The organism is Pararhizobium sp. LjRoot255 (genome assembly GCF_964252905.1).
Classification (GTDB): domain Bacteria; phylum Pseudomonadota; class Alphaproteobacteria; order Rhizobiales; family Rhizobiaceae; genus Pararhizobium.
On sequence record NZ_CAXUPQ020000001.1, the window covers coordinates 791,993 to 812,379 of the forward strand.

At 59.9% G+C, this 20,387-nt stretch carries 17 protein-coding genes and 1 tRNA gene; 8 read left to right on the forward strand and 10 right to left on the reverse strand.

The features are described 5' to 3' along the window. Positions 1 to 325: 325 nt before the first annotated feature. Positions 326 to 1,033: a helix-turn-helix domain-containing protein gene (locus ACSQ2W_RS04000; RefSeq protein WP_436085096.1), complete on the forward strand. Its 708-nt coding sequence runs from the start codon at positions 326 to 328 to the stop codon at positions 1,031 to 1,033. A 72-nt stretch (positions 1,034 to 1,105) separates the two neighbouring features. Then, entirely contained in the window at positions 1,106 to 1,495 is a 390-nt protein-coding gene (locus ACSQ2W_RS04005; protein ID WP_436085097.1) for a response regulator, read from the forward strand. Between the two features lie 54 nt (positions 1,496 to 1,549). On the opposite strand, the gene rirA is transcribed toward ACSQ2W_RS04005, so the two are convergent. The 4 genes from rirA to ACSQ2W_RS04025 form a co-directional block, all read right to left on the reverse strand. Then, positions 1,550 to 2,011, reverse strand: a complete 462-nt coding sequence (gene rirA, locus ACSQ2W_RS04010) for an iron-responsive transcriptional regulator RirA (RefSeq protein ID WP_436085098.1) — start codon at positions 2,009 to 2,011, stop codon at positions 1,550 to 1,552. Positions 2,012 to 2,266: 255 nt separating this feature from the next. Further along, on the reverse strand, positions 2,267 to 3,337 hold the full coding sequence (locus ACSQ2W_RS04015; RefSeq protein ID WP_436085099.1) for a M48 family metallopeptidase: 1,071 nt from the start codon (positions 3,335 to 3,337) through the stop codon (positions 2,267 to 2,269). Next, positions 3,327 to 4,418 carry a YjgN family protein gene (locus ACSQ2W_RS04020; RefSeq protein WP_436085100.1) on the reverse strand — a complete coding sequence of 364 codons (1,092 nt, stop codon included), beginning with the start codon at positions 4,416 to 4,418 and terminating at the stop codon, positions 3,327 to 3,329. The genes ACSQ2W_RS04015 and ACSQ2W_RS04020 overlap by 11 nt, the downstream gene beginning before the upstream one ends. Before the next feature lie 178 nt (positions 4,419 to 4,596). After that, positions 4,597 to 6,093 carry a CoA-acylating methylmalonate-semialdehyde dehydrogenase gene (locus ACSQ2W_RS04025; RefSeq protein WP_436085101.1) on the reverse strand — a complete coding sequence of 499 codons (1,497 nt, stop codon included), beginning with the start codon at positions 6,091 to 6,093 and terminating at the stop codon, positions 4,597 to 4,599. Positions 6,094 to 6,253: 160 nt separating this feature from the next. Between ACSQ2W_RS04025 and ACSQ2W_RS04030 the strand changes: the two genes are divergently transcribed. Further along, positions 6,254 to 6,595: a putative quinol monooxygenase gene (locus tag ACSQ2W_RS04030; protein ID WP_436085102.1), complete on the forward strand. Its 342-nt coding sequence runs from the start codon at positions 6,254 to 6,256 to the stop codon at positions 6,593 to 6,595. 15 nt (positions 6,596 to 6,610) lie between these two features. Then, complete coding sequence (locus ACSQ2W_RS04035) at positions 6,611 to 7,492, forward strand: LysR family transcriptional regulator (RefSeq protein ID WP_436085103.1); 882 nt, start codon at positions 6,611 to 6,613, stop codon at positions 7,490 to 7,492. Between the two features lie 56 nt (positions 7,493 to 7,548). Here the strand turns inward: ACSQ2W_RS04035 and ACSQ2W_RS04040 are convergent. Further along, positions 7,549 to 7,625: transfer RNA gene (locus tag ACSQ2W_RS04040), tRNA-His, on the reverse strand. Between the two features lie 168 nt (positions 7,626 to 7,793). Beyond that, positions 7,794 to 8,243 (reverse strand): phasin, encoded by a 450-nt coding sequence (locus ACSQ2W_RS04045; RefSeq protein WP_436085104.1) that lies wholly within the window; start codon positions 8,241 to 8,243, stop codon positions 7,794 to 7,796. 246 nt (positions 8,244 to 8,489) lie between these two features. Here ACSQ2W_RS04045 and ACSQ2W_RS04050 point away from each other — a divergent pair, with 246 nt between their 5' ends. Together ACSQ2W_RS04050 and ACSQ2W_RS04055 are read left to right on the forward strand one after the other, a co-directional pair. Beyond that, the gene (locus ACSQ2W_RS04050; RefSeq protein WP_436085105.1) at positions 8,490 to 12,344 is read left to right on the forward strand and encodes a PAS domain S-box protein; all 3,855 of its coding nucleotides are present in this window, start codon (positions 8,490 to 8,492) and stop codon (positions 12,342 to 12,344) included. A 109-nt stretch (positions 12,345 to 12,453) separates the two neighbouring features. Beyond that, the gene (locus ACSQ2W_RS04055) at positions 12,454 to 12,735 is read left to right on the forward strand and encodes a hypothetical protein (RefSeq protein WP_436085106.1); all 282 of its coding nucleotides are present in this window, start codon (positions 12,454 to 12,456) and stop codon (positions 12,733 to 12,735) included. A 372-nt stretch (positions 12,736 to 13,107) separates the two neighbouring features. On the opposite strand, the gene ACSQ2W_RS04060 is transcribed toward ACSQ2W_RS04055, so the two are convergent. Then, positions 13,108 to 15,060 carry an acetoacetate--CoA ligase gene (locus ACSQ2W_RS04060; RefSeq protein ID WP_436085107.1) on the reverse strand — a complete coding sequence of 651 codons (1,953 nt, stop codon included), beginning with the start codon at positions 15,058 to 15,060 and terminating at the stop codon, positions 13,108 to 13,110. Positions 15,061 to 15,231: 171 nt separating this feature from the next. On the opposite strand from ACSQ2W_RS04060, the gene ACSQ2W_RS04065 reads away from it, so the two are divergent. Further along, positions 15,232 to 17,067, forward strand: coding sequence for an AsmA family protein (locus ACSQ2W_RS04065; protein WP_436085108.1), 1,836 nt, complete (start codon positions 15,232 to 15,234; stop codon positions 17,065 to 17,067). Positions 17,068 to 17,137: 70 nt separating this feature from the next. Next, positions 17,138 to 17,392, forward strand: coding sequence for a DUF6460 domain-containing protein (locus ACSQ2W_RS04070; RefSeq protein ID WP_436085109.1), 255 nt, complete (start codon positions 17,138 to 17,140; stop codon positions 17,390 to 17,392). Positions 17,393 to 17,408: 16 nt separating this feature from the next. Here ACSQ2W_RS04070 and ACSQ2W_RS04075 read toward each other — a convergent pair whose 3' ends face one another. The 3 genes from ACSQ2W_RS04075 to ACSQ2W_RS04085 are packed head-to-tail and all read right to left on the reverse strand — an operon-like array spanning position 17,409 to position 20,285. Next, positions 17,409 to 18,224: an ABC transporter permease gene (locus tag ACSQ2W_RS04075; RefSeq protein WP_436085110.1), complete on the reverse strand. Its 816-nt coding sequence runs from the start codon at positions 18,222 to 18,224 to the stop codon at positions 17,409 to 17,411. Positions 18,225 to 18,226: 2 nt separating this feature from the next. Then, on the reverse strand, positions 18,227 to 19,138 hold the full coding sequence (locus tag ACSQ2W_RS04080) for an ABC transporter permease subunit (protein WP_436085111.1): 912 nt from the start codon (positions 19,136 to 19,138) through the stop codon (positions 18,227 to 18,229). 4 nt (positions 19,139 to 19,142) lie between these two features. Continuing rightward, positions 19,143 to 20,285, reverse strand: coding sequence for an ABC transporter ATP-binding protein (locus ACSQ2W_RS04085; protein ID WP_436085112.1), 1,143 nt, complete (start codon positions 20,283 to 20,285; stop codon positions 19,143 to 19,145). Positions 20,286 to 20,387 lie beyond the last annotated feature (102 nt).

The following is a 20,387-nucleotide window of genomic DNA, read 5'->3' on the forward strand; positions in this document are numbered from 1 at the left end:
GGGGACGCTGTGCACGGCTTTCTTTTCGCCGCCGCCCGTCGAACGAATCGATTTCGTTTCACCGTCAATGTCAATCCCAAATTACACGGATAGCGATCAGGCTTCCGTCATGGCATGAGCCTCTTGCGGGGTGGGAGGACTGCCAGGCCGACGTCTGCGGGCGGGGATAGACGAAGCGACCAAACGCAGCCCTCCCTCTTCCCGCCGGTCTCCCGATCGTCATGCGTCAAAACCGCCGACAACTGCCTTTTTCGCTGAACTACTAGTTGCTTAAAGTGATCCGCGCGGTACACTTCTATTGCGGGACACTGGGGACGACGGCGTCGTGGCAACCCTTTTGAAAAACCACCGGCGATACCACTTCGACAGCGATTTGGAGAAAGCTCTCAATCGGGTCGATTTCTTTCGAATTTTCCATGCGATGTCGCTGCGTTTCGGCTTCGACCATTTCGGCATCCTGCAGCTCGGAAACGAAGGCGATGCCTGCACGCTGTCGAACCGGCTTGTACTGCATGATCTGCCGTCGGGCCTCGCGGAGGCATATGACAAGCGTCATCGCTTCGCCGATTCCGCGGCCTACAAGAGCCTCCATGCCTCAACCATTCCGTCCATATGGAAAGCCGACGACCCCCTCGGCCAAGGCAGCAACCTGGTGGACCAGCTCGGTTTCGAAATGCTGATCTGCGTGCCGGTGACCGGCCTGAACGGCGCGCGTTACGCGGTGCTGTTTCTCGGCGATTGTGAGGACATTGACCAGCAGGCGCATTTCGAGCTCTGTTACGATGCGATCTGCGCGTTCGACTATCTTTACCGGCTGGTTCTCTCCAACAAGGCGGGCTTGGGCCTGACGCCAAGGGAAACGGAAATACTGCGCTGGATCTCGCATGGCAAAACGGCAAGCGAGATTGCCCTGATCGTCTCCGTGTCCGAACACACGGTCAACTCGCACACGGCGACGATCCTGAAGAAACTCGACGTGGTCAACCGAACCCAGATGGTAGCCAAGGCGATACGGGAGCAGATCATACAGTGATATCCGACCGAAAAGGGCCCCCACCGCCACTCTTCTTCACCAGCCATTCATTAAGCCGAACAGCAGATCATCATGACAGAACCGATCCACATCTTGCTCGTTGACGATGATCCGGCAGAGAACCTGATCATGCGAGGCTTGATTAAAAGGGTTTCGAGCGCAGAAATCCGTCTGCATTATTGCGAGACGATCGACGCGGCCCTCGACTTCATCAAATCCGGGAAGCCCGTATCCATGGTACTGATTGACAACCGGCTGCAGCCACAGGCGGATTTTCGCGAAACCGTACCAGTCATACGCCAACAGGGTTTCATCGGGCCGATCGGGGTGATTTCCTCATCCCTCGCCGACCCCTATTTCCAGAAATTCGAGGAGTATGGGGCCGATTTCCGTATCGACAAGGCGGAACTCGATCCGACCGCGATCGAGTTCATCCTCAGGGAATATGTGACACGGAAATAGGGCCAGCAAAAAGCCCGGATAAACCGGGCTTTGATAATTCCGACAGAGTTAGCCTCAAGCGGCCGTTTTCGGATGTGTGATCTGGTCGAGGCCGAGCAGGAAGTTGATCTGTGGCCGGGCCTTCACCAGGTCGTCGATCGAATATTGCTGCAGGACCTCGAAGAAGGCATTCAGCGCCTTGCGCAAAGCCGCGTTCAGGCCGCAGCTGTCGACGAGCGGACAATCGATCTCACCCGCCTCGAAACATTCCGCCATGGCAAAGCTGTCTTCGGTCACCGTGACGATGTCGAAGAGGCTGATCTCGGCGGCAGGCTTGGGCAGGCGTACACCGCCGTTACGGCCCCTGACCGTCTCGACAAGACCAGCCTTGTTGAGTGGCTGCAGAATCTTGAACAGAAAGAGTTCGGATACGCCATAGGCCCTGGCGATTTCCGGAATGCGGCTCAAATGGCCATCATTGGCAGCGCAATACATCAGCATGCGGACTGCGTAGTTCGTTTGCTTCGTCAGGCGCATTCTTTGCTCCAAGTTTTACTTTTCTGCGCCCCTCGGTTCAAACGAACCGCTGAGCCGCCGTCGAAATCACAAGGTATTGCGGCGCCCTGCCGGTGATTTCATGACTGTCATCCTCATATAGAACGGATGACAGTTTGGAACAATTCCAAAAAGCAGAAAATCATCTCAATGTGATCATCATCAGTTTCTTATGCACCCTTCGCCCCCATAAATACGAGAGGCTTGTTAAGTGAACGCGAACATTCCGGTGCCACCCTAATTCGTCGCCTGTTCCTGACGCAACTTCGCCTGGTAATCGAGGATCGCCTTCTTGCGCTCCGGGGTGCCCGGATGTGTCGACAGCATATTTGTGCCCGACGTATCGCCGAGCTTCTGTTCGAGGATTTCGAAGAAACGGGCGATGGCAGCGGGGTCGTATCCGGCCTTTTCCATCAGTTCGACCGAATGACGGTCAGCCTCGCTTTCCGCCGCTCGGGAATAGGACAGCGCCAGCAGACCGCCGCCCTGGACAAGCAGGTCCTCGACACTGTCACCCACGTCGCCGGCGATCAGCATGATCAGGCCGGCCACGCCGGCGGCCCGGTAGATCTGCCTAAGACTGTGCTCAAGCTCGACATGGCCGATCTCGTGCGCCAGCACCCCGATAAGCATTTCGGTGTCATTGCCGGCAAGTTCAATCAGTTCATCGGTGATGATCAGTGTTCCGTCCGGTAGCGCGAAGGCATTCGGACCGATCACGCCACCTTCCCGGAAGTTCAACGTATAGGCGGAAGCGCCACGCACGGACTGTGCCGCGATACGGACGAAACCTGCGGAAATCGCGTCCCTTTTTGCCTCGTCCAGCTTTGTTTCGTCGAGCACGGTGCGGTCCAGCGTCTCCAGCGTGCTGAGGGACATCAGGCGCGGCACGACCGGTGGCGTAACTGCGACGGCGACCTCGACCAGAACCGGCAGCGCGTAACGGTAGACCAGGCCGGACAGCAGGAAAACTGCGGCAACGAAGAGCAGCAGGCGTGGATGAAACCGCTCGAGCGCGTGTACCAGGCCGGCTCGCCTGCGCCCCTTCGCACGCAGCAAGCGGTCGATCGCATCGTTATCGGTGGTTTCGAACAGCGAACCATCGGGAAACTCGATGCGGCGGGGGATCGAGCCAACCCGAGCGGAAATATCGAGGGCTGGAAAGACGCCGAAAGCGAGCGCTGCTTCCCCCTCCTCCGCAACCGCTGCAATCTCCCCATCCTTTGCAAGCAGCCCGGCCCGCACGGACCGGCTGGAACTGCGCGGATGCCAGTCGCCGCGGCAAATAAACTGGTCATCAGAAGCCAAAATCGAGGCCCTCGAACTCCATGAACTCGGCGCCGACGGCGGTGCCCTCGCGCTCGACCACAGCCAGGATTTCGCCGACGTCGCCATCGAAACGGATTGCCGTATGCTCATTGACATAACGCGCCATGCGCACCGCAGCCCAGGGCCGCATCAAGCCCAGGGTCAGAATGGTAATGACAACATTGGAGATGGCGATCCACACATAGCGGAACCGCGACAGATCGCTTTTGAGCCTATGCCCGCGATCGAGAACAGTCGAGGACCAGGCGATGTTGCGCACGCCGGCACGATAAAACAGAGTTGCAATGCCGAAGGAGAGAAGCACGGCCAGATAGCTGACGACGCCCAAGAGAAAGAGCGAGGCGTTCATCTCTGGCGAGATTACATCCGGATTGTCGATCAGCGCGACGATGACGGAAATATTGGCAATTACGGCGACGCCGACGATCAGCATACCGAGTACGATAATCAGCGCCGAAAAGGACCACGTCTGGTAGATCGGCCCTAGCCGTGGGTCGGTAGCGAATGCGCGGCTGCCATAACGCAGGTTGTTGCCCATGTAGCGATACATCCAGCGGCTGGCGAGCGGCGCCAGGATGCCGAGCGACAGGAAGGCCATGACCGGACCGGCCATGAAGGCCACGAACGCGCCGCCCATCTTCCCGGTAAAATCGAAATGGACGTTGCGATAGCTTGTGACACGGGCACTGAAGCGCAGGCCGCGCATGATCAGCCAGGGAAAGAAGAGGAGAATGACGGCGCCGAGCGCAAGGCCGGCGATCGGGAACGCCGTCAGCAGAATATTGTAGACTATCAGGTAAGCAAAGACGATCAGCCGGCCGATGAAGATCTGTTTGCCCTTGGCATGATATTCGAAGGCCCGGCCGAGCAGAACCGTGTTGCCGTAGAAATAGCGGTTGCGCCGCACCTTCGCCCAGGCCGAATAGATGCCGAGCGTGAGGATCGTCAGAAGGATATTGACGATCCAGATGCCGAAATATTCCGTGGCGGTTCCGGTAAAAGACAGCCTTTGAAAATTCTGTGATGCCGACGGCAAGGGTGCCGTTTCGATCGTGCTCATAGTCGCCCCTCTCCATAATCATTGCGTGCAGATCAAGGAACGGCCGACTACCCCCCGATATTCGGCCTTCCGCGCAAGTCTTAAACGGCTGCCACCGCAGGTCAACCAGCCGGAGCGATCACAACGAAAAAGGGCCTCCGACGAGGAGGCCCAATTTGCGGAGGATGAGGGAGGAAGCTTACTTCATCGTCGGGATGGAGAATTCGGCACCGTCCTTGATGCCCGACGGCCAGCGGCTCGTGACCGTCTTGGTGCGGGTCCAGAACTTGATCGAGTCCGTGCCGTGCTGGTTGAGGTCGCCGAAGGACGAGGACTTCCAGCCGCCGAACGAGTGATAGGCAAGCGGAACCGGGATCGGAACGTTGACGCCGACCATGCCGATGTTGATGCGGCTTGCGAAATCGCGGGCGGCATTGCCGTCGCGAGTGTAGATCGCGACGCCGTTGCCGTATTCATGCTTCATCGGCAGGTCGAGAGCTTCCTCATAGTTCTTGGCGCGAACGACGGAGAGAACCGGTCCGAAGATTTCGGTCTTGTAGATGTCCATGTCCGGCGTGACGTTGTCGAACAGGCAGCCGCCGATGAAATGGCCATTTTCATAGCCCTGCAGCTTGAAATCGCGGCCGTCGACGACGAGCTTGGCGCCTTGTTCGACACCCTTGTTGATGAGGCCGAGGATACGCTCCTTCGCTTCGTTGGTAACGACCGGGCCAAGGTCGGCCTTCTCGTCGGTATAGGGGCCGATGCGCAGGCTATCGACCATCGGCGTCAACTTTTCGATCAGGCGGTTGGCGGTGTCCTCGCCAACCGGGACGGCAACCGAGATCGCCATGCAGCGCTCGCCGGCCGAACCGTAGCCCGCCCCCATCAGGGCGTTGGCGGCCTGGTCCATGTCGGCATCCGGCATGATGACCATGTGGTTCTTCGCGCCGCCGAAGCACTGGGCGCGCTTGCCGTTCATCGCAGCCGTGCCATAGACGTAGCGGGCGATCGGCGTCGAGCCGACGAAAGAAACGGCGGAGATGTCCGGATGGGTCAGGATCGCATCGACCGCGCCCTTGTCGCCATTGACGACATTGAGGATACCGGCAGGCAGACCCGCTTCGATCATCAGTTCGGCAAGGCGGATCGGCACGGACGGATCACGCTCGGACGGCTTCAGGATGAAGGCGTTGCCACAGGCGATCGCCGGCGCGAACATCCACATCGGGATCATGGCGGGGAAGTTGAATGGCGTAATGCCCGCGCCGATGCCAACGGCCTGGCGGATCGAATACATGTCGATGTTCGGGCCGGCGCCTTCGGTGAACTCGCTCTTGGCGAGATGCGGAATGCCGATGACGAACTCGCAGACCTCGAGACCGCGGACGACGTCACCCTTGGCGTCTTCGATCGTCTTGCCATGCTCCCTGGAGAGCATTTCCGCCAGTTCGTTCATGTTCTCGTTCAGGAGCTGAACGAATTTCATGAAGACGCGGGCGCGGCGCTGCGGGTTCGTCGCAGCCCACTTCGGCTGTGCCGCCTTGGCGTTCTGCACGGCTGCATCCATCTCCGCTTCGCTTGCAAGCGCCACGGTGGCCTGAACTTCGCCGGTTGCCGGATTGTAGACGTTGCTCGTGCGGCCGCTGGTACCGGCAACGCGCCTGCCGCCAATGAAATGACCAATCTCATACATGGGTGATCCTCCTGATCTTGATTATGCCGAGAGTGTCGCACTACAATATACACAAATCAACGCGCGATATTCAGGAACCGTTGTGCAGAAATTAAAGCTCGGTGCAGGCGGATCGTGCTGTAAGCGCGCAATAACCTCAACAACATAGGGTGTCGATCAAATGGCGACAGCAGGCAGTGAGAGAATGGCGAGAATGGCGGAACTCGACATAGATCCCGGCAAGCTCGAAGCCTATTGTCGGCTGCTCAGCGAAGAAATCGAGGCGTCCGTCGCGCTGGAACCGGGTGTCCTGATGCTGCACGCCGTCGCGCTGAAGGATGAGCCAGGAAAGATCCGTATTCTGGAAGTCTACGCCAACCAGCGGGACTACGAGGCGCATCTGCAGACGCCCCATTTTCTCAGATACAAGACGCTGACCGCCGGCATGGTCAGGTCGCTCACGCTTGTTGACGTCGCTCCCATCGCCATGCGCGCGAAGCCCGCCACCTTTTCCGCATCGTGAAAACCGAGGGAACAGATGAACTGGGATGACGTGCGCATGTTCCTGGCCGTGGCGCGAACCGGCCAGATCCTCGCAGCTTCGAAGCGGCTCGGCGTCAATCACGCGACATTAAGCAGGCGGGTGACGGCGCTGGAAGAATCGTTGAAGTCGCGGCTTCTGATCCGCCGCACGAATGGCTGCGAGCTGACGGCCGAAGGCGAGATCTTCGTGCACGCCGCCGAGCGGATGGAAACCGAAATGCTGGCCGCGCAGGCGCAAATCGGCCGTATCGACACGGCGATCGCCGGAACCGTGCGCGTCGGCGCGCCGGACGGTTTCGGCGTCTCCTTCCTCGCGCCGCGCCTTGGCCGGCTGACGGCGCGTTTTCCGGAACTGCGCATCCAACTCGTGCCTATCCCGCGCTCTTTTTCGCTGTCGCAACGCGAGGCCGATATCGCCATCACGCTGGAGCGGCCGGAACAGGGCCGGCTGATTTCCTCGAAACTGACCGACTACACGCTCGGGCTCTACGCCTCGCAGGAGTATCTGGCGGCCAATGGAATAATTGAAACCATCGAGGACCTGAAGAGCCACCGCCGCATCGGTTATGTCGAGGACCTGATCTTCACGGCCTCGCTCAATTTCACCGGCGAAGTGATGCGCAGCTGGGATGCAGCCTTCGAGATTTCCAGCGCCACGGGCCAGACTGAGGCGGTACGCTCCAGCGCCGGGGTCGGCATCCTGCACAATTACATTGCTCGCCAATATCCCGAGTTGATCCGCATCCTGCCCGACACGACGATCCGACGGGCCTACTGGACAACCTACCACGAAAGTGCCCGCGATCTCGTCCGCGTCCGCACCGTAGCCGATTTCCTTCAGGAGCTGGTGACCGCGGAACATCACATTTTTGTTTGAACATGCAAGTGCCCGCGCGGACGCGACAGACGGTTTCTGAGATACAAGTGGAAAAATGGTACGGTTGGGGGGTCTCGAACCTCCGACCTCAGGTGCCACAAACCTGCGCTCTAACCAACTGAGCTACAACCGCACATAAGACAGACACACGAAACAAAAGTCCGGTGCCGCTTTCCGGGTCAAATACGGGCAGTCCGTATTTTTTGCAAGACATAACTTGCCGTTTGATGTGAAAAAACCGGGTGAAGGGATCACCCGGTTTCCGTGATGGGGCTGCACCGGCTAACCGGCGCCGGCCAAATCAGTTCTTCTTGAAGCCGGAGATGACCTTCTCGGCGGCGTCCTTGCCGGGCTTCACGACGTTCTCGGCAACCTTGCGGGTGGCTTCCTGCATCGACTTCGCCTGCTCGACGGCAAGCTCGGCCTGCTTACGGAGGAAGGCGGTCTGCAGTTCGAAGAATTCGGAAACGGACTTGACGCCGAGCAGCGCTTCCAGATGCGACAGCGAATTCTCGGCATTGGTGCGCAGGGCTTCAATCGCCTTGAGGCCGAGTTCGACGGTGCCGGACTGGGCGCTTTCGAGCGTTGCTTCAACGGTCTTCGTCGCGTCCTCGGCCGCGGTCTTCACCTTCGAATAGGCTTCCTTTGACTGGGCGGCACCCTTTTCCGCGAAATCGCGGAAGGTTTCGGTCACCTTGGTCGGGTCGAATGCAGCCAGCGAAAAGGCATCGTCTGTTTTCTTGGTAGCCATGATCTGCGCTCCTTGGTTTGGGCCCTCTCCTGAGGCACCCGCGTTGAGATGATGTCTATATAGGCGATTTCGTTGTGCATTGCAATATATTTGTGCATCGCACAACAAACAAACCGGCAGCCATTAACCTTCCGCGGCGAAAGACCGGTGGCGCATGGCCCGCAAGCTGGACCCCCGCCGCCGCGACGGCTATTAATACACTGTTAACAATCCCGTCCGTGTGACGGTTTTAAACCAGGTCAGCCGATGCCCGCAAAATCGTATCCCTTCATCGACATCGCCGTTCACGAGCGGGTGCGGGAGCATTTTGCCAGGGGCGACGCGGCCGTCCTGTTTTCGCCGGACATGAGCCGGGTGCTGTGGTCGAATGGCGAGGGCGCCTTCCTGTTCGGCCAGCCGTCGATCTATGACTTCATCGACAACGGCGCCAACCGCAACGACGCCGCCTATCGCCAAATGGAGACGGCAGCCCGGCAGCTCGAACGCAGCGGCGACAAACGGTCCTTCCTGATGCGCATCGCCTCGGGCTTCCAGCGCCTTTCCGTCAACGCTGCGGTGGAGATGATCACCGTGCGGCCGGGCGAAACCGCAATCCTTTTCGCAGCCCCGCGCACCGGCAAGCCGCTGTCCGCGGAAGAACGCGCCGCCCGAATGATCTCGGGCTTCGACGATCCCGATACGCATATGGCGGTCCTCGATGGCGAAGGTTCGCTTCTTGCCGCGTCCCCCGGCTTCGACGCTCTTTCCATGACGCCGCAGACCTGCCGGACGCTGGTCGCCGCAGTTGGCCGCGACAGCGACTGGCTGGTCAAGCGCCCGGTCCCGACCGGCAAAGGCCATCTGCCGGCGGCGATCGGCAAACTGTCCGAAAATCCTCCCCTGCACCTGCTTTTCGCCGTCGAGACTATTCTCGGCAATCTCGATGCGGGCGCGGATTTCCGCGAAATCGAGGAAACCGAGGAAGCGCCCGCACCATCCGCGGCAGCCGCACCGCTTCTTTCGGCAGCAAGCCTGCCGGACGATGTTATCGACGAGATTGAAACGATCGAGGAAATCCCGGCGGAAATAGAAGCGTCGGCCGATGATCTGCTGGAAACGGGAGACGAGGCCGCCCTCGTGGATACGCTGGATTCTGCCGACGAGACCGAACAGCCTTCCATCGACGGTGACGTAGCACCTCGCGACATTGCACAAGCAGACGACACCGATGCCGAACCGCAGCCGAACCTGCCCCCCGCCGAGGCGATGGAACAAGACGACCTCGCCGAGGTCGGCGAAGCCATCGCCGCAGGGGTCGAGCACCTTACCGAACAAAAGGGCGTGACAGTCGCGGATGAAACGTTGAATGAGACGGAGCAGGACACACCGGACGAGGAGGCTGCTTCGCCTGCCGTTGCGCCGAATATGGTTGCGGCCGCTCTGGAAGAAGCATTTCTGGACGAGGAAGCGGCCAAAGCGCCGGTCGAAAATGCATCGGAAAAGGCATTTCACGACGAGGCCAGTGCAGACGGCGCGGCGCAGGGTTTCGTCTTCGAGCCGAACAGCCGGGCCGTGCGTTTCGTCTGGAAGATCGATTCCGACGGGCGTTTCAGTGAAATTTCCGAGGAGTTCGCGACCGCAGTCGGGCCGAAATCCGCCGATGTCGGCGGCCAGCGCTTCACCGAGCTGGCGGCGCGGTACCATCTCGATCCCGGCAACACGATCGGCGAATTGCTGAAGCGGCGCGATACCTGGTCTGGCAAGACCATTTTGTGGCCGGTCGAAGGGACCAGCCTGCAGGTCCCGGTCGATTTGGCGGCCCTTCCGACCTATTCGCGCAATCGCGAATTCGACGGCTTTCGGGGTTTCGGCATCGTGCGCGTGGCCGATGCGGTCGAGGACGGGCAGGCGATCGGCCTGACATTCGGCGAGCCGGTGGCTTCCTCGATCGACGAGAACGCGTCTGCAGAAATTGACGGTGGAACCGTTGATGCGGCAGACGTGGACGATGGTCGCGGCGGTCAGGAAGGCGCGGTCAACGGCTTGGTCCTGGACGAAACCATCGTGGATGACGGGATCGCGGGCGACGGCACCGACGACGATGTTGAAACTGCTGGCCCCGCGCAATCGACCGCTGATCTTGCTGCCGAAGCCGAACCGAATGAACCCGACGAGGAAGACCTGTTTGCCGGGCTGGAACACGAGCAGCCCGCAGCAGAGCTTCCGCCAGAAGATCCATTCCGTGGTGAGCGTCCGGCATTGAAACTGGTCGAGACGACGAGGCGCCGCGCGTCCGACAAAGTGATTGAGCTCAACAGCCACCGGCCGCCGGGTACCGAGGCTTTAAGCCGCAGCGAGCAAGCCGCGTTCCTGGAGATCGCGCGTCAGTTGGGCGGAGCCTTCGAAAAGCGCGCGAACGAAGATGGGCCGGCGACTGACAAACCCGTCGCCGACGAGCCGATGATCGCCGATGCGGTCGACGAGACAGCACAACTGAAGGCTGATAGCACCGGCACGGATGCTTTTGTTGATATCGATGGCGCGGCGACCCCGGCCACCGAGACCGCCCTGCCCGACGCGCTTGCCGCAATCGTGCCGCCGCGCACCAGCAGCAACAGCAGCCTGACGCCGGAACTCCTCGATAATCTGCCGATTGCCCTTCTCGTTCACAGCGGCGACGATCTGTTCCATGCCAATTCCGAGTTCCTCAAGCTCACCGGCTATTCCGGCCTGGACGAATTGCGGGAGGAAGGTGGGATCGATGCTCTGTTCGCCGGCGATGACGACGGTCTCCTCGACATGCCTGACGGCGCCTTGATGGTCATCCGCAATGACGGCAATCTGGTTCCTGTGACGGCGCGATTGCAATCGATCCGCTGGGAAGGCAAGAGCGCCCTGATGATGGCGCTTTCGGCGGTGCATGCGCCGGCAACACCAGTCGCAACCGAATCCTCGCCGGAAGACACGGCACCAGAGGCAGAAAAGAACCCGGAAATCCAGGCGCTGCGCATGGAGACCGAGGAATTGCACTCGATCCTCGAAACGGCGACGGACGGCGTCGTCGTTGTCGGCGCCGACGGAGAAATCCGCTCGCTGAACCGCTCGGCGAGCGCGCTGTTCAACTATGATGAGGGCGAAATCCGCGGCAAGCCCTTTGCCATGCTGTTTGCCCATGAGAGCCAGAAGGCCGTGCTGGACTATCTCTCTGGCCTTTCCGGCCACGGTGTCGCCAGCGTACTGAATGACGGCCGCGAAGTGATCGGCCGCGAGGCCTCCGGCGGTTTCATCCCGCTGTTCATGACCATGGGCCGCCTCTCCTCCTCCAACGGCTTCTGCGCCGTCATCCGCGACATCACCCAATGGAAGCGGACGGAAGACGAACTGCGCAATGCCAAGCGCGCCGCCGAAACGGCGAATGCCCATAAGAGCGATTTTCTCGCCCGCGTCAGCCACGAGATCCGCACGCCGTTGAACGCGATCATCGGCTTTTCCGACATGATGGCGAGCGAGCATTTCGGCCCGATCGGCAACCCCCGCTATGTCGAGTATGCGAGCGACATCGGTCGCTCCGGTCGCCATGTGCTCGACATCGTCAACGACCTGCTCGATATTTCGAAGATCGAAGCCGGCGAGATGGATCTGGAGTTCACCGCTGTCGAGATCAATGATGCGGTCTCGGAAGCCGTGTCGCTGGTGCAGCCGCAGGCCAACAGCCAGCGCGTGATCATTCGCACATCACTGTCGGGTTCAGTACCGAACGTGGTTGCCGACAACCGCTCGATCAAGCAGATCGCCCTCAATATCCTGTCGAACGCCATCCGTTTCACGCCGTCGGGCGGCCAGATCGTCGTCTCGACGGCCTATGAGGCCAATGGAAGCGTCATCCTGCGCATCCGCGATACCGGCGTCGGCATGACCCGCACGGAGCTCGAGCAGGCGATGAAACCGTTCCGGCAGGTGACAACCGGCGTGCGCAAGCGCGGCGACGGCACCGGCCTCGGCCTGCCGCTGACCAAGGCCATGGCGGAAGCCAACAGGGCCCAGTTCTCGATCAGTTCGGCACCGAACGAAGGCACGCTGGTCGAGATTTCCTTCCCGTCGCAGCGGGTGCTGGCAAATTAGCTGGCGGTTATCAACTGCTGTCAGTCGCCGCATTCAATCTGCTGTTCTGATCGATCCGGGCCTCGCGCAAGCCTATGAGACAAAGAGCCTGAAGAAGATCGCGATCCCGATGAGTTTCATCAATCTCGGCAGCAGCGGGACGATCCCTGCGGCGGTGATCGCCGATCGGCTGGCGGAGCTGTCGTCACACGGATCATATGCCTCCGTCACCGGTGCCGTTCATTTCAGTTTCTTGCCCGAATGCAAGGAAGGCGGAGCCGAATTGCTGAAATCGTTAGAGGAAGTCGATCCGATCTGTGAGGACGACGGCAGATCACGTGCTGATATCCACTCCGAGTTGGCGAGCCTCGTACTGAAAGCTCTGCAGCAAACCCTCAAAGATCGTCAGTGAGTCAGAAAGTCCGGCCTCCGCTTTCACCCTTCCATTTTGCTCGCCACTGTTGCTCCACCGGCTGCCGGTGGTCACGGTTTCCTAGCAGCACAAATTGGCGACCCCCTACAATCGGGGTAAAAAAAAGAGGCAGCTAAGAAGCTGCCTCGAGAATTTGAATGCTAAACAGGTGCACGAGAAGTAGTGACGTCACGTCCGGGGTCGGCATCTCCGCCGAAAGCAAACCTAGTGTCTGGTAACCTCAAGTTGAGGGCAACATTCGCTGCAATTTGTAAACAAAACCTTTCCGCCACATCCGCAAATTTTAGGCATTCGCGGCAAAGACGTAAGCTTTGGTTAATTCCGCAGGTCCGAAATCCTTAACGGAGCCGGTCAGCTCCGCAGTTCCGAAAGGTTCGCGTAGAGGTCAAGCGCGTCCGGATTGGCAAGCGCCTCCTTGTTCTTGACCGGCCGTCCATGCACCACTTCGCGCACCGCAAGCTCGACGATCTTGCCCGACTTCGTGCGCGGGATGTCGGCAACGGCGATGATTTTCGCCGGCACGTGGCGAGGCGAGGCGCCTGTGCGGATCTTGGTCTTGATCGCCTTGACTAGGTCGTCGGTCAGTTCCCTGCCCTTTGCCAGGCGCACGAACAGGATGACGCGAACATCGTCTTCCCATTCCTGGCCGATGCAGATCGCCTCGGCGATATCCTCCATCTGCTCGACCTGATTGTATATCTCTGCCGTGCCGATACGCACGCCGCCCGGATTGAGCGTCGCGTCCGAACGACCATGAATGATGATGCCGCCGTGCTCGGTCCATTCGGCGAAATCACCATGGCACCAGACATTGTCGAAGCGCTCGAAATAGGCCGCCTTGTATTTGACGCCCTGCGGATCGTTCCAGAACATCACCGGCATGGAGGGGAATGCCTTGGTGCAGACGAGTTCGCCCTTCTCCTGGCGGACTGGCTGACCGTCGTCGTTCCAGACATCCATGGCAAGGCCGAGACCCGGTCCCTGGATTTCGCCGCGCCAGACGGATTTAAGCGGATTGCCGAGCACGAAGCAGGAGACGATATCGGTACCGCCGGAAATGGAGGCCAGTTGGATATCAGGCTTGATGCCTTCATAGACGAAGGAAAAGCCTTCCGGTGACAACGGCGAACCGGTGGACGTCATCAGCCTCAGCGATGAAAGATCGTGAGTCGAGACCGGCGTAAAGCCGCCCTTGCGCACGGCGTCGATATATTTCGCCGAGGTGCCGAACATTGCGAACTTCTCGTCGCGGGCATAGTCAAACAGTACGTTGCCATCCGGATGGAACGGCGAGCCGTCGAAGAGGCAGAGCGTGGCGCCGAGCGCCAGACCGGACACCAGCCAGTTCCACATCATCCAGCCGCAGGTGGTGAAGTAGAAGAGCTTCTCGCCCTCTCTCAAGCCACAATGGAAGCGGTGCTCCTTCAGATGCTGCAACAGCGTGCCGCCGGCCGAATGGACGATGCATTTCGGAACGCCGGTAGTGCCTGAGGAAAAGAGGATGTAGAGCGGATGCGAGAAGGGCAACGCCATGAATTCTAGCTGCTTTTCGGCAAAGGGCGCGATGAACGCAGAGAGAGTTTTGCCGTTCTCGATCGATGCTGCGAGCGCATCCGCATCGCCGGCATAGGGAATGATCAGGGCCGGCACGCCGAGTTTCCTCGTGACGGCCTGAACCTTGGTGGAAACGTCCTGCAGCTTGCCGGCATACCAGTAGCCGTCGCAGGCGATGAACAGCTTGGGCTCGATCTGACCGAAACGATCGAGCACGCCCTGTTCGCCGAAATCGGGGGAACAGGACGACCAGATCGCTCCAATGGAGGCGGTGGCGAGCATCAGCGCGATGGTCTCGGGCATATTGGGCATCATTGCCGCAACGCGATCACCCTTGCCGATGCCCGCGGCCGTCAAGGCCTGCTGCAGCCGGGACACCAACGCCCGCAGTTCATCAAAGGACATGCGCGATTGCGCCTTGTCCTCGCCCCGGAATACCAGTGCATCTCCGCTTCCCGTATTCCGCAACAGGTTTTCAGCGAAATTGAGCGTCGCGTCGGGAAAAAAACGGGCTTCCAACATGCGATCGCCATGGATCAGCGCCCGCTCACCCTTTTCGCCGATGACGCCACAATGGTCCCAGACCGCCGTCCAGAAATCGGCGGGCTCGCTGATCGACCAGTCATGGAATGCATCATAATCGGCAAAGCTCCTGGAAAAGCGCTGTTCACACCAATCGATGAACGCCTTCATCGGCGTCTGGTCGATGAATTCACGGGACGGTGTCCAAAGAGGGCGATCTGATTGCATGCTTTCCTCCGCTACCCAAGCCAGCCTCTATATCATGCTGCGACGCCAGATAAACAGACCGCTTAAATCATGACTGTGGCCGTTGCGACATTTCCCCGTTTCAATCGTTTGATTTCTCCCCGGCGAAAGCCTATCCATCGGCCTTTCAGAACATGTGAGCGCCGAACGGCAATGAAGCAATTCTTCGATATCGCCAGCAACGCAGGGCTCCGCAGGCTGCTTCTATCGCGCATGCTTGCCTTCCTGCTTGTCGGCGCGCTCGTGCTCGTGATGCTGTTCAAGGTCGCCTTGCCGTTGTTCGTTTCAACGGCAAGCGTCAAGCTCAATATGGAGCGGGCCCTTTCCTCCTGGACAGGGGCACGCGCCAGCATTGCCGGCGATCCGGATATCAGCTTCTGGCCGCACCCGGTGTTGACGCTACACGCCGTGACCTTCGAAGGCGGCGATACCGCGTCCCCGGAATTGCTGGCGAAAGCAGACGCCATTGCCGCCGGGTTCGATCTCCTTGCCGCCTTGCGCGGCACGCCGGTCTTCTACGACTTCCGCCTGCTCAACCCGGTGTTCAAAATTGAGCGCAGGATCGACGGGAGCCTCAACTGGCGGCGGGCCGGCTGGATGGCCGACGCTATCGCCAGCGCGTCGTTGAAGACGAAATCATCACCGCGCAATACGCCGATTGGCGACATCGAAATTGAAAACGGCACGCTCGAACTGACCGACCGCATCACCGCCGGCGCCTATCGGGTCACCGATGTTTCCGGTTCGATCCAATGGCCATCGCCAGTTGCGGGGATCAGTGCACGTCTTTCGGCTCTCATGAATGGCGAAAGGGTCGAGTGGTCGTTCGTCTGCGATGAGCCGATGATGCTGCTCTCGGGGCAAAACAGCGCAATCCAGACATCGTTCGCCGCCGCGCCTCTGAGCTTCAGCTTTGATGGCACCGGCAACGCCTCCACTCATCCCGTCGCTTCCGGGCAACTGCAGCTGACGGCGAATTCCCTTCCAACATTGATAGGTTGGTATCGAGCGGCCACGCCGCTGCCGCCATCGACGGGAACCATCTCCATGGACACCGGCGTGACGATGTCCGCCGGTACGTTGAAGATGGACAACCTCTCTCTCGCAGTGAACGGATCCAGTGCAACGGGTGTTCTCGACGTTGCCTGGCGCCAGCACCACAGCCCGCGCATTGACGGCACACTTGCCTTCGAACGGCTCGATCTGACGTCTGTTCTCGCTTCCTTCTTGCCGGCGCATCCGGCATCCGCCGCCACCGGCACGCCGGACATGTCGTTTCTCAAGCAGATCGATCTCGATGTCCGGCTTTCGGCCCAGGAAGCCAGCTACGGCGCGATTACGCTTACCGATATCGCCGCGGGCGTCATAACAAACAAAGACCGGGCCTCCCTGGATATCGGTGACAGTACCTATTTCGGCGGCTCGCTCAGTGGCCGCATCGCGCTTGCAAAAGACGGTGCCAAGGGCGGCCAGCTGCAATTTTCGCTGAAGAATGCCAATCTGACCCCGGTCGCTGCCGGGCTCGGCCTGCGAGGGCCGCTGCCGCTGGGCCGCGGCGTCGTGAGCGTCGATCTTGCGACAACTGAACCTCTGCAGGCGATGACGATGACCAGTGTTTCCGGCGAAATCCACTATTCCGCAAGCGACGGTGCGCTGACAGGTTTCAACGGACCGGAATTCGAACGGCTTGCGGGAGAAGGCGGTTTCTTCAACGTCAGCCAGGCCGGCGACGGTTCATTTGCGTTTGCGACGGTGGAAATCATTGCAAAGCTGCGCGGAGGCGTTGCCGAACTGACGAAGGCGGATATTCGCGGCGAAGGACGAACCCTTTCTCTTGCTGGGCTCATTCCCTACCGCAACGGCAGCCTCGCACTCGCCGGCGCCTTCCGGTCCGACGATGCCACGGTGCCGCCGGTTCGCTTCTTTGTCGGCGGCTCCTGGCCGAATGCAATCATCTCGCCACTCGCGACAATCCCCGCCCTGCAATAATCCATCACATCGACATTGCCGTAGGGCCTTCTAAAATAAGCTGCCGAATCAGCCCACAGGAGATGTGTCCGTGCTGCGTTTTCTTGCCGCCCTGTTCAAGATCGTCTTGGCATCGCTCTTGACGGGTGCTGCGCTCTCGCTCTTCAACATCTCTTCCGGACAAATCCTGCAGCAAGCGGGTCTGACGCCGGAGATCCTGTGGATCTACCTTCTGCGCCTGACCAACTGGGCGCTGCCGAACATCCTGCTCGGTTCGATGATCGTTCTGGCCGTCTGGCTCTTGACCTATGTCTTCCTGCCGCCGCGCGAACGCGAGCGCGACTGAAGCAGAGGCACCGGGATCACAAGGCAAACGCCGCCTGCTCGTCCTTGACCCGCTGGATTTCACGTCGCCGCGAGACGACGGAAGCGACGAGCACACCCATGGCGACGATGCCGATCAGGAGCGTGCAGACTGCGTTGATTTCCGGTGTCACGCCCAACCGCACCTGGCTGTAGATCTTCATCGGCAGCGTCGTGGCCCCCGGGCCGGAGGTGAAGTTCGAGATCACCAAATCGTCCAGCGATAGCGTGAAGGCGAGAACCCAGCCGGAAAAGACTGCCGGCGCGATGACCGGCAAGGTCACCTGCAGGAAGGTGGCGACCGGGGTGGCGCCCAGGTCCATCGCAGCTTCCTCGATAGACCGGTCGAAACTCAGCAAACGGGACTGCACGACAACGGCGACGAAGCACATGGTGAAGGTGATATGCGCCAATGTCAGAGTCCAGAAACCGCGATCGAGGCCAACGGCGACGAACAAGAGCAGCATCGACAGGCCGGTGATGACCTCCGGCATGACGAGCGGCGCGTAGATCATTCCGGAAAACAGCATACGCCCGCGAAACCGGGTGTAGCGCGTCATGGCAAGGGCGGCCAGCGTGCCGAGCACCGTTGCCACAGTCGCCGAAATCAGGCCGACCCGCACCGTCACCCAGGCGGCATCGAGCAGCGCCTGGTTACGAAGGAGCTGGACATACCACTTGGTCGAGAACCCGGCCCAGACGGTCACCAGTTTCGATTCGTTGAATGAGAAGATGACGAGGAGAACGATCGGCAAATAGAGGAAGGCGAAGCCAAAGACGATCGAGGCGATGTTGAAGCGCGACCATGTGACCATGACTACTTCCCCTCGCCGTCGGCCTTGGCCTGCGCGTGCTGGAAGAACATGATCGGCACCACCAGAATGAGCAGCAGGATCGTGGCCACCGCCGCAGAGATCGGCCAGTCACGATTGGAGTTGAACTCGTTCCACAATGTCTTGCCGATCATCAGCGTCTCGGAACCGCCAAGCAGATCCGGGATGACGAACTCACCGACGGCCGGGATGAAGACGAGCATGCAGCCGGCAATCACGCCCGGCAAGGATAGCGGAAACGTCACCCGCCAAAAGGCGCTGATAGGCGTGCAGCCGAGATCCTGAGCCGCCTCCGTCAGGCTGTGATCCATCTTTTCCAACGACGAGTAGATCGGCAGCACCATGAAGGGCAGGTAGGAATAGACGATACCGATGTAGATCGCCCAATTGGTGTTGAGAATGACCAGCGGTTCGTCGATGACACCGAGCGTCAGCAGAAACTGGTTCAGGAGGCCCTCCGGTTTCAGAATCGCGATCCAGGCGTATACACGGATCAGGAAGCTCGTCCAGAACGGCAGGATGACCAGCATCAGCAGCGTCGGACGGATCGAAGTCGGCGCCTTTGCCATGCCGTAGGCGATGGGATAGGCGATCATCAGTGTCACGATGGTCGAGACGACGGCAATTCGCAAACTGGAAAGATAGGCATTGATGTAGAGCGCATCGCTCGCCAGAAACTCGTAGTTCGCGGTCGACAGCTGGCCGATCTTCTCGACGATGCCCGAGATGCCATCCGCCAAGTTGAAGACGGGCAGATAAGGCGGCATCGCGATGGCGGTTTCCGACAGCGATATTCTCAGCACGATGAAGAAGGGTGCCAGGAAAAAGACCGCCAGCCAGACATAGGGGATGATGATCACCAGCCGGTTGAAGATTGCCGATCCGAATTTTGACATGGCCTCAATCCTTCAGCACGACGCCGGCATTCTCATCGAAGGAAATCCAGACCTGCTGGTCATAACCAAGCGGATCCTCGACCGCGCGCACCGCATTCAGCGATGACGCCTTGATCACCTTGCCGTCCTTCAGGCGAACATGGAAAATCGTCATGTCGCCGAGATAGCCAATATCCCAAATTTCCCCCTCAACCGCATTGAGGGGCGCGCAGGCCGGCTTATCACGGCTGACGCGGATTTTCTCCGGGCGAATGGCAAGCCCGGCTTTCGTACCGACGGCAGGCGCCTCGACGGAGGCGACGCGCACCTTGAAGCCCGTTTCTGTCGCAATCTCGACCGAACCTGGGCCGGCAAAGGAGACCGTGCCGTCAAAGATGTTCACGTCGCCGATGAAGTCGGCAACGAACCGTGAATTCGGCGCCTCGTAGATTTCCGGTGGCGTCGCCACCTGAACGACCTTGCCATGCGCCATGACGGCGATGCGGTCGGCCATGGTCATTGCCTCCTCCTGGTCGTGGGTGACCACCACGAAGGTCAGGCCGAGTTGCTGCTGCAGGTCCATCAGTTCGAACTGGGTTTCCTCGCGCAGCTTCTTGTCGAGCGCGCCCAGCGGTTCGTCGAGCAGCAACACCTTCGGCCGTTTGGCAAGCGACCGGGCAAGCGCCACGCGCTGGCGCTGGCCGCCCGACAGTTGATGCGGTTTGCGCTTGGCGAACTTGTCGAGCTTGACGAGCTTCAGCATCTGGTCGACGCGCTCGGCGATCTGCGGCTTCGGCATGCCGTCCTGCTTCAAGCCGAAGGCGATGTTGTTCTCGACCGTCATATGCGGAAACAGGGCATAGGACTGGAACATCATATTCACCGGCCGCCGATAGGGCGGAATACCGGCAAGGCTCTGGCCATCCAGCACGATTTCACCTGATGTCGGCTGTTCGAAGCCCGCCAGCATGCGCAAGAGCGTGGACTTGCCGCAACCGGACGCGCCAAGCAGCGCGAAGAACTCGCGGGGATAGATATTGAGCGACAGATTGTCGACGGCGACAAAATCACCGAATTTCTTGGTGACGTTCTTGACGGCAATGAACGGTACGGAGGCAGGATCGGCCCAAGGGGCAAAGGAACGCCGGATACTGCCAAGTGACTTCATCATCTATCCCCGAACGATGTGCAAACAGCACGGGTGTGTGTTGGTCCGTGCCCCATACGAAAATTGCCCGGATTTTTCATATCCGGGCAATTCTTTTTGGCT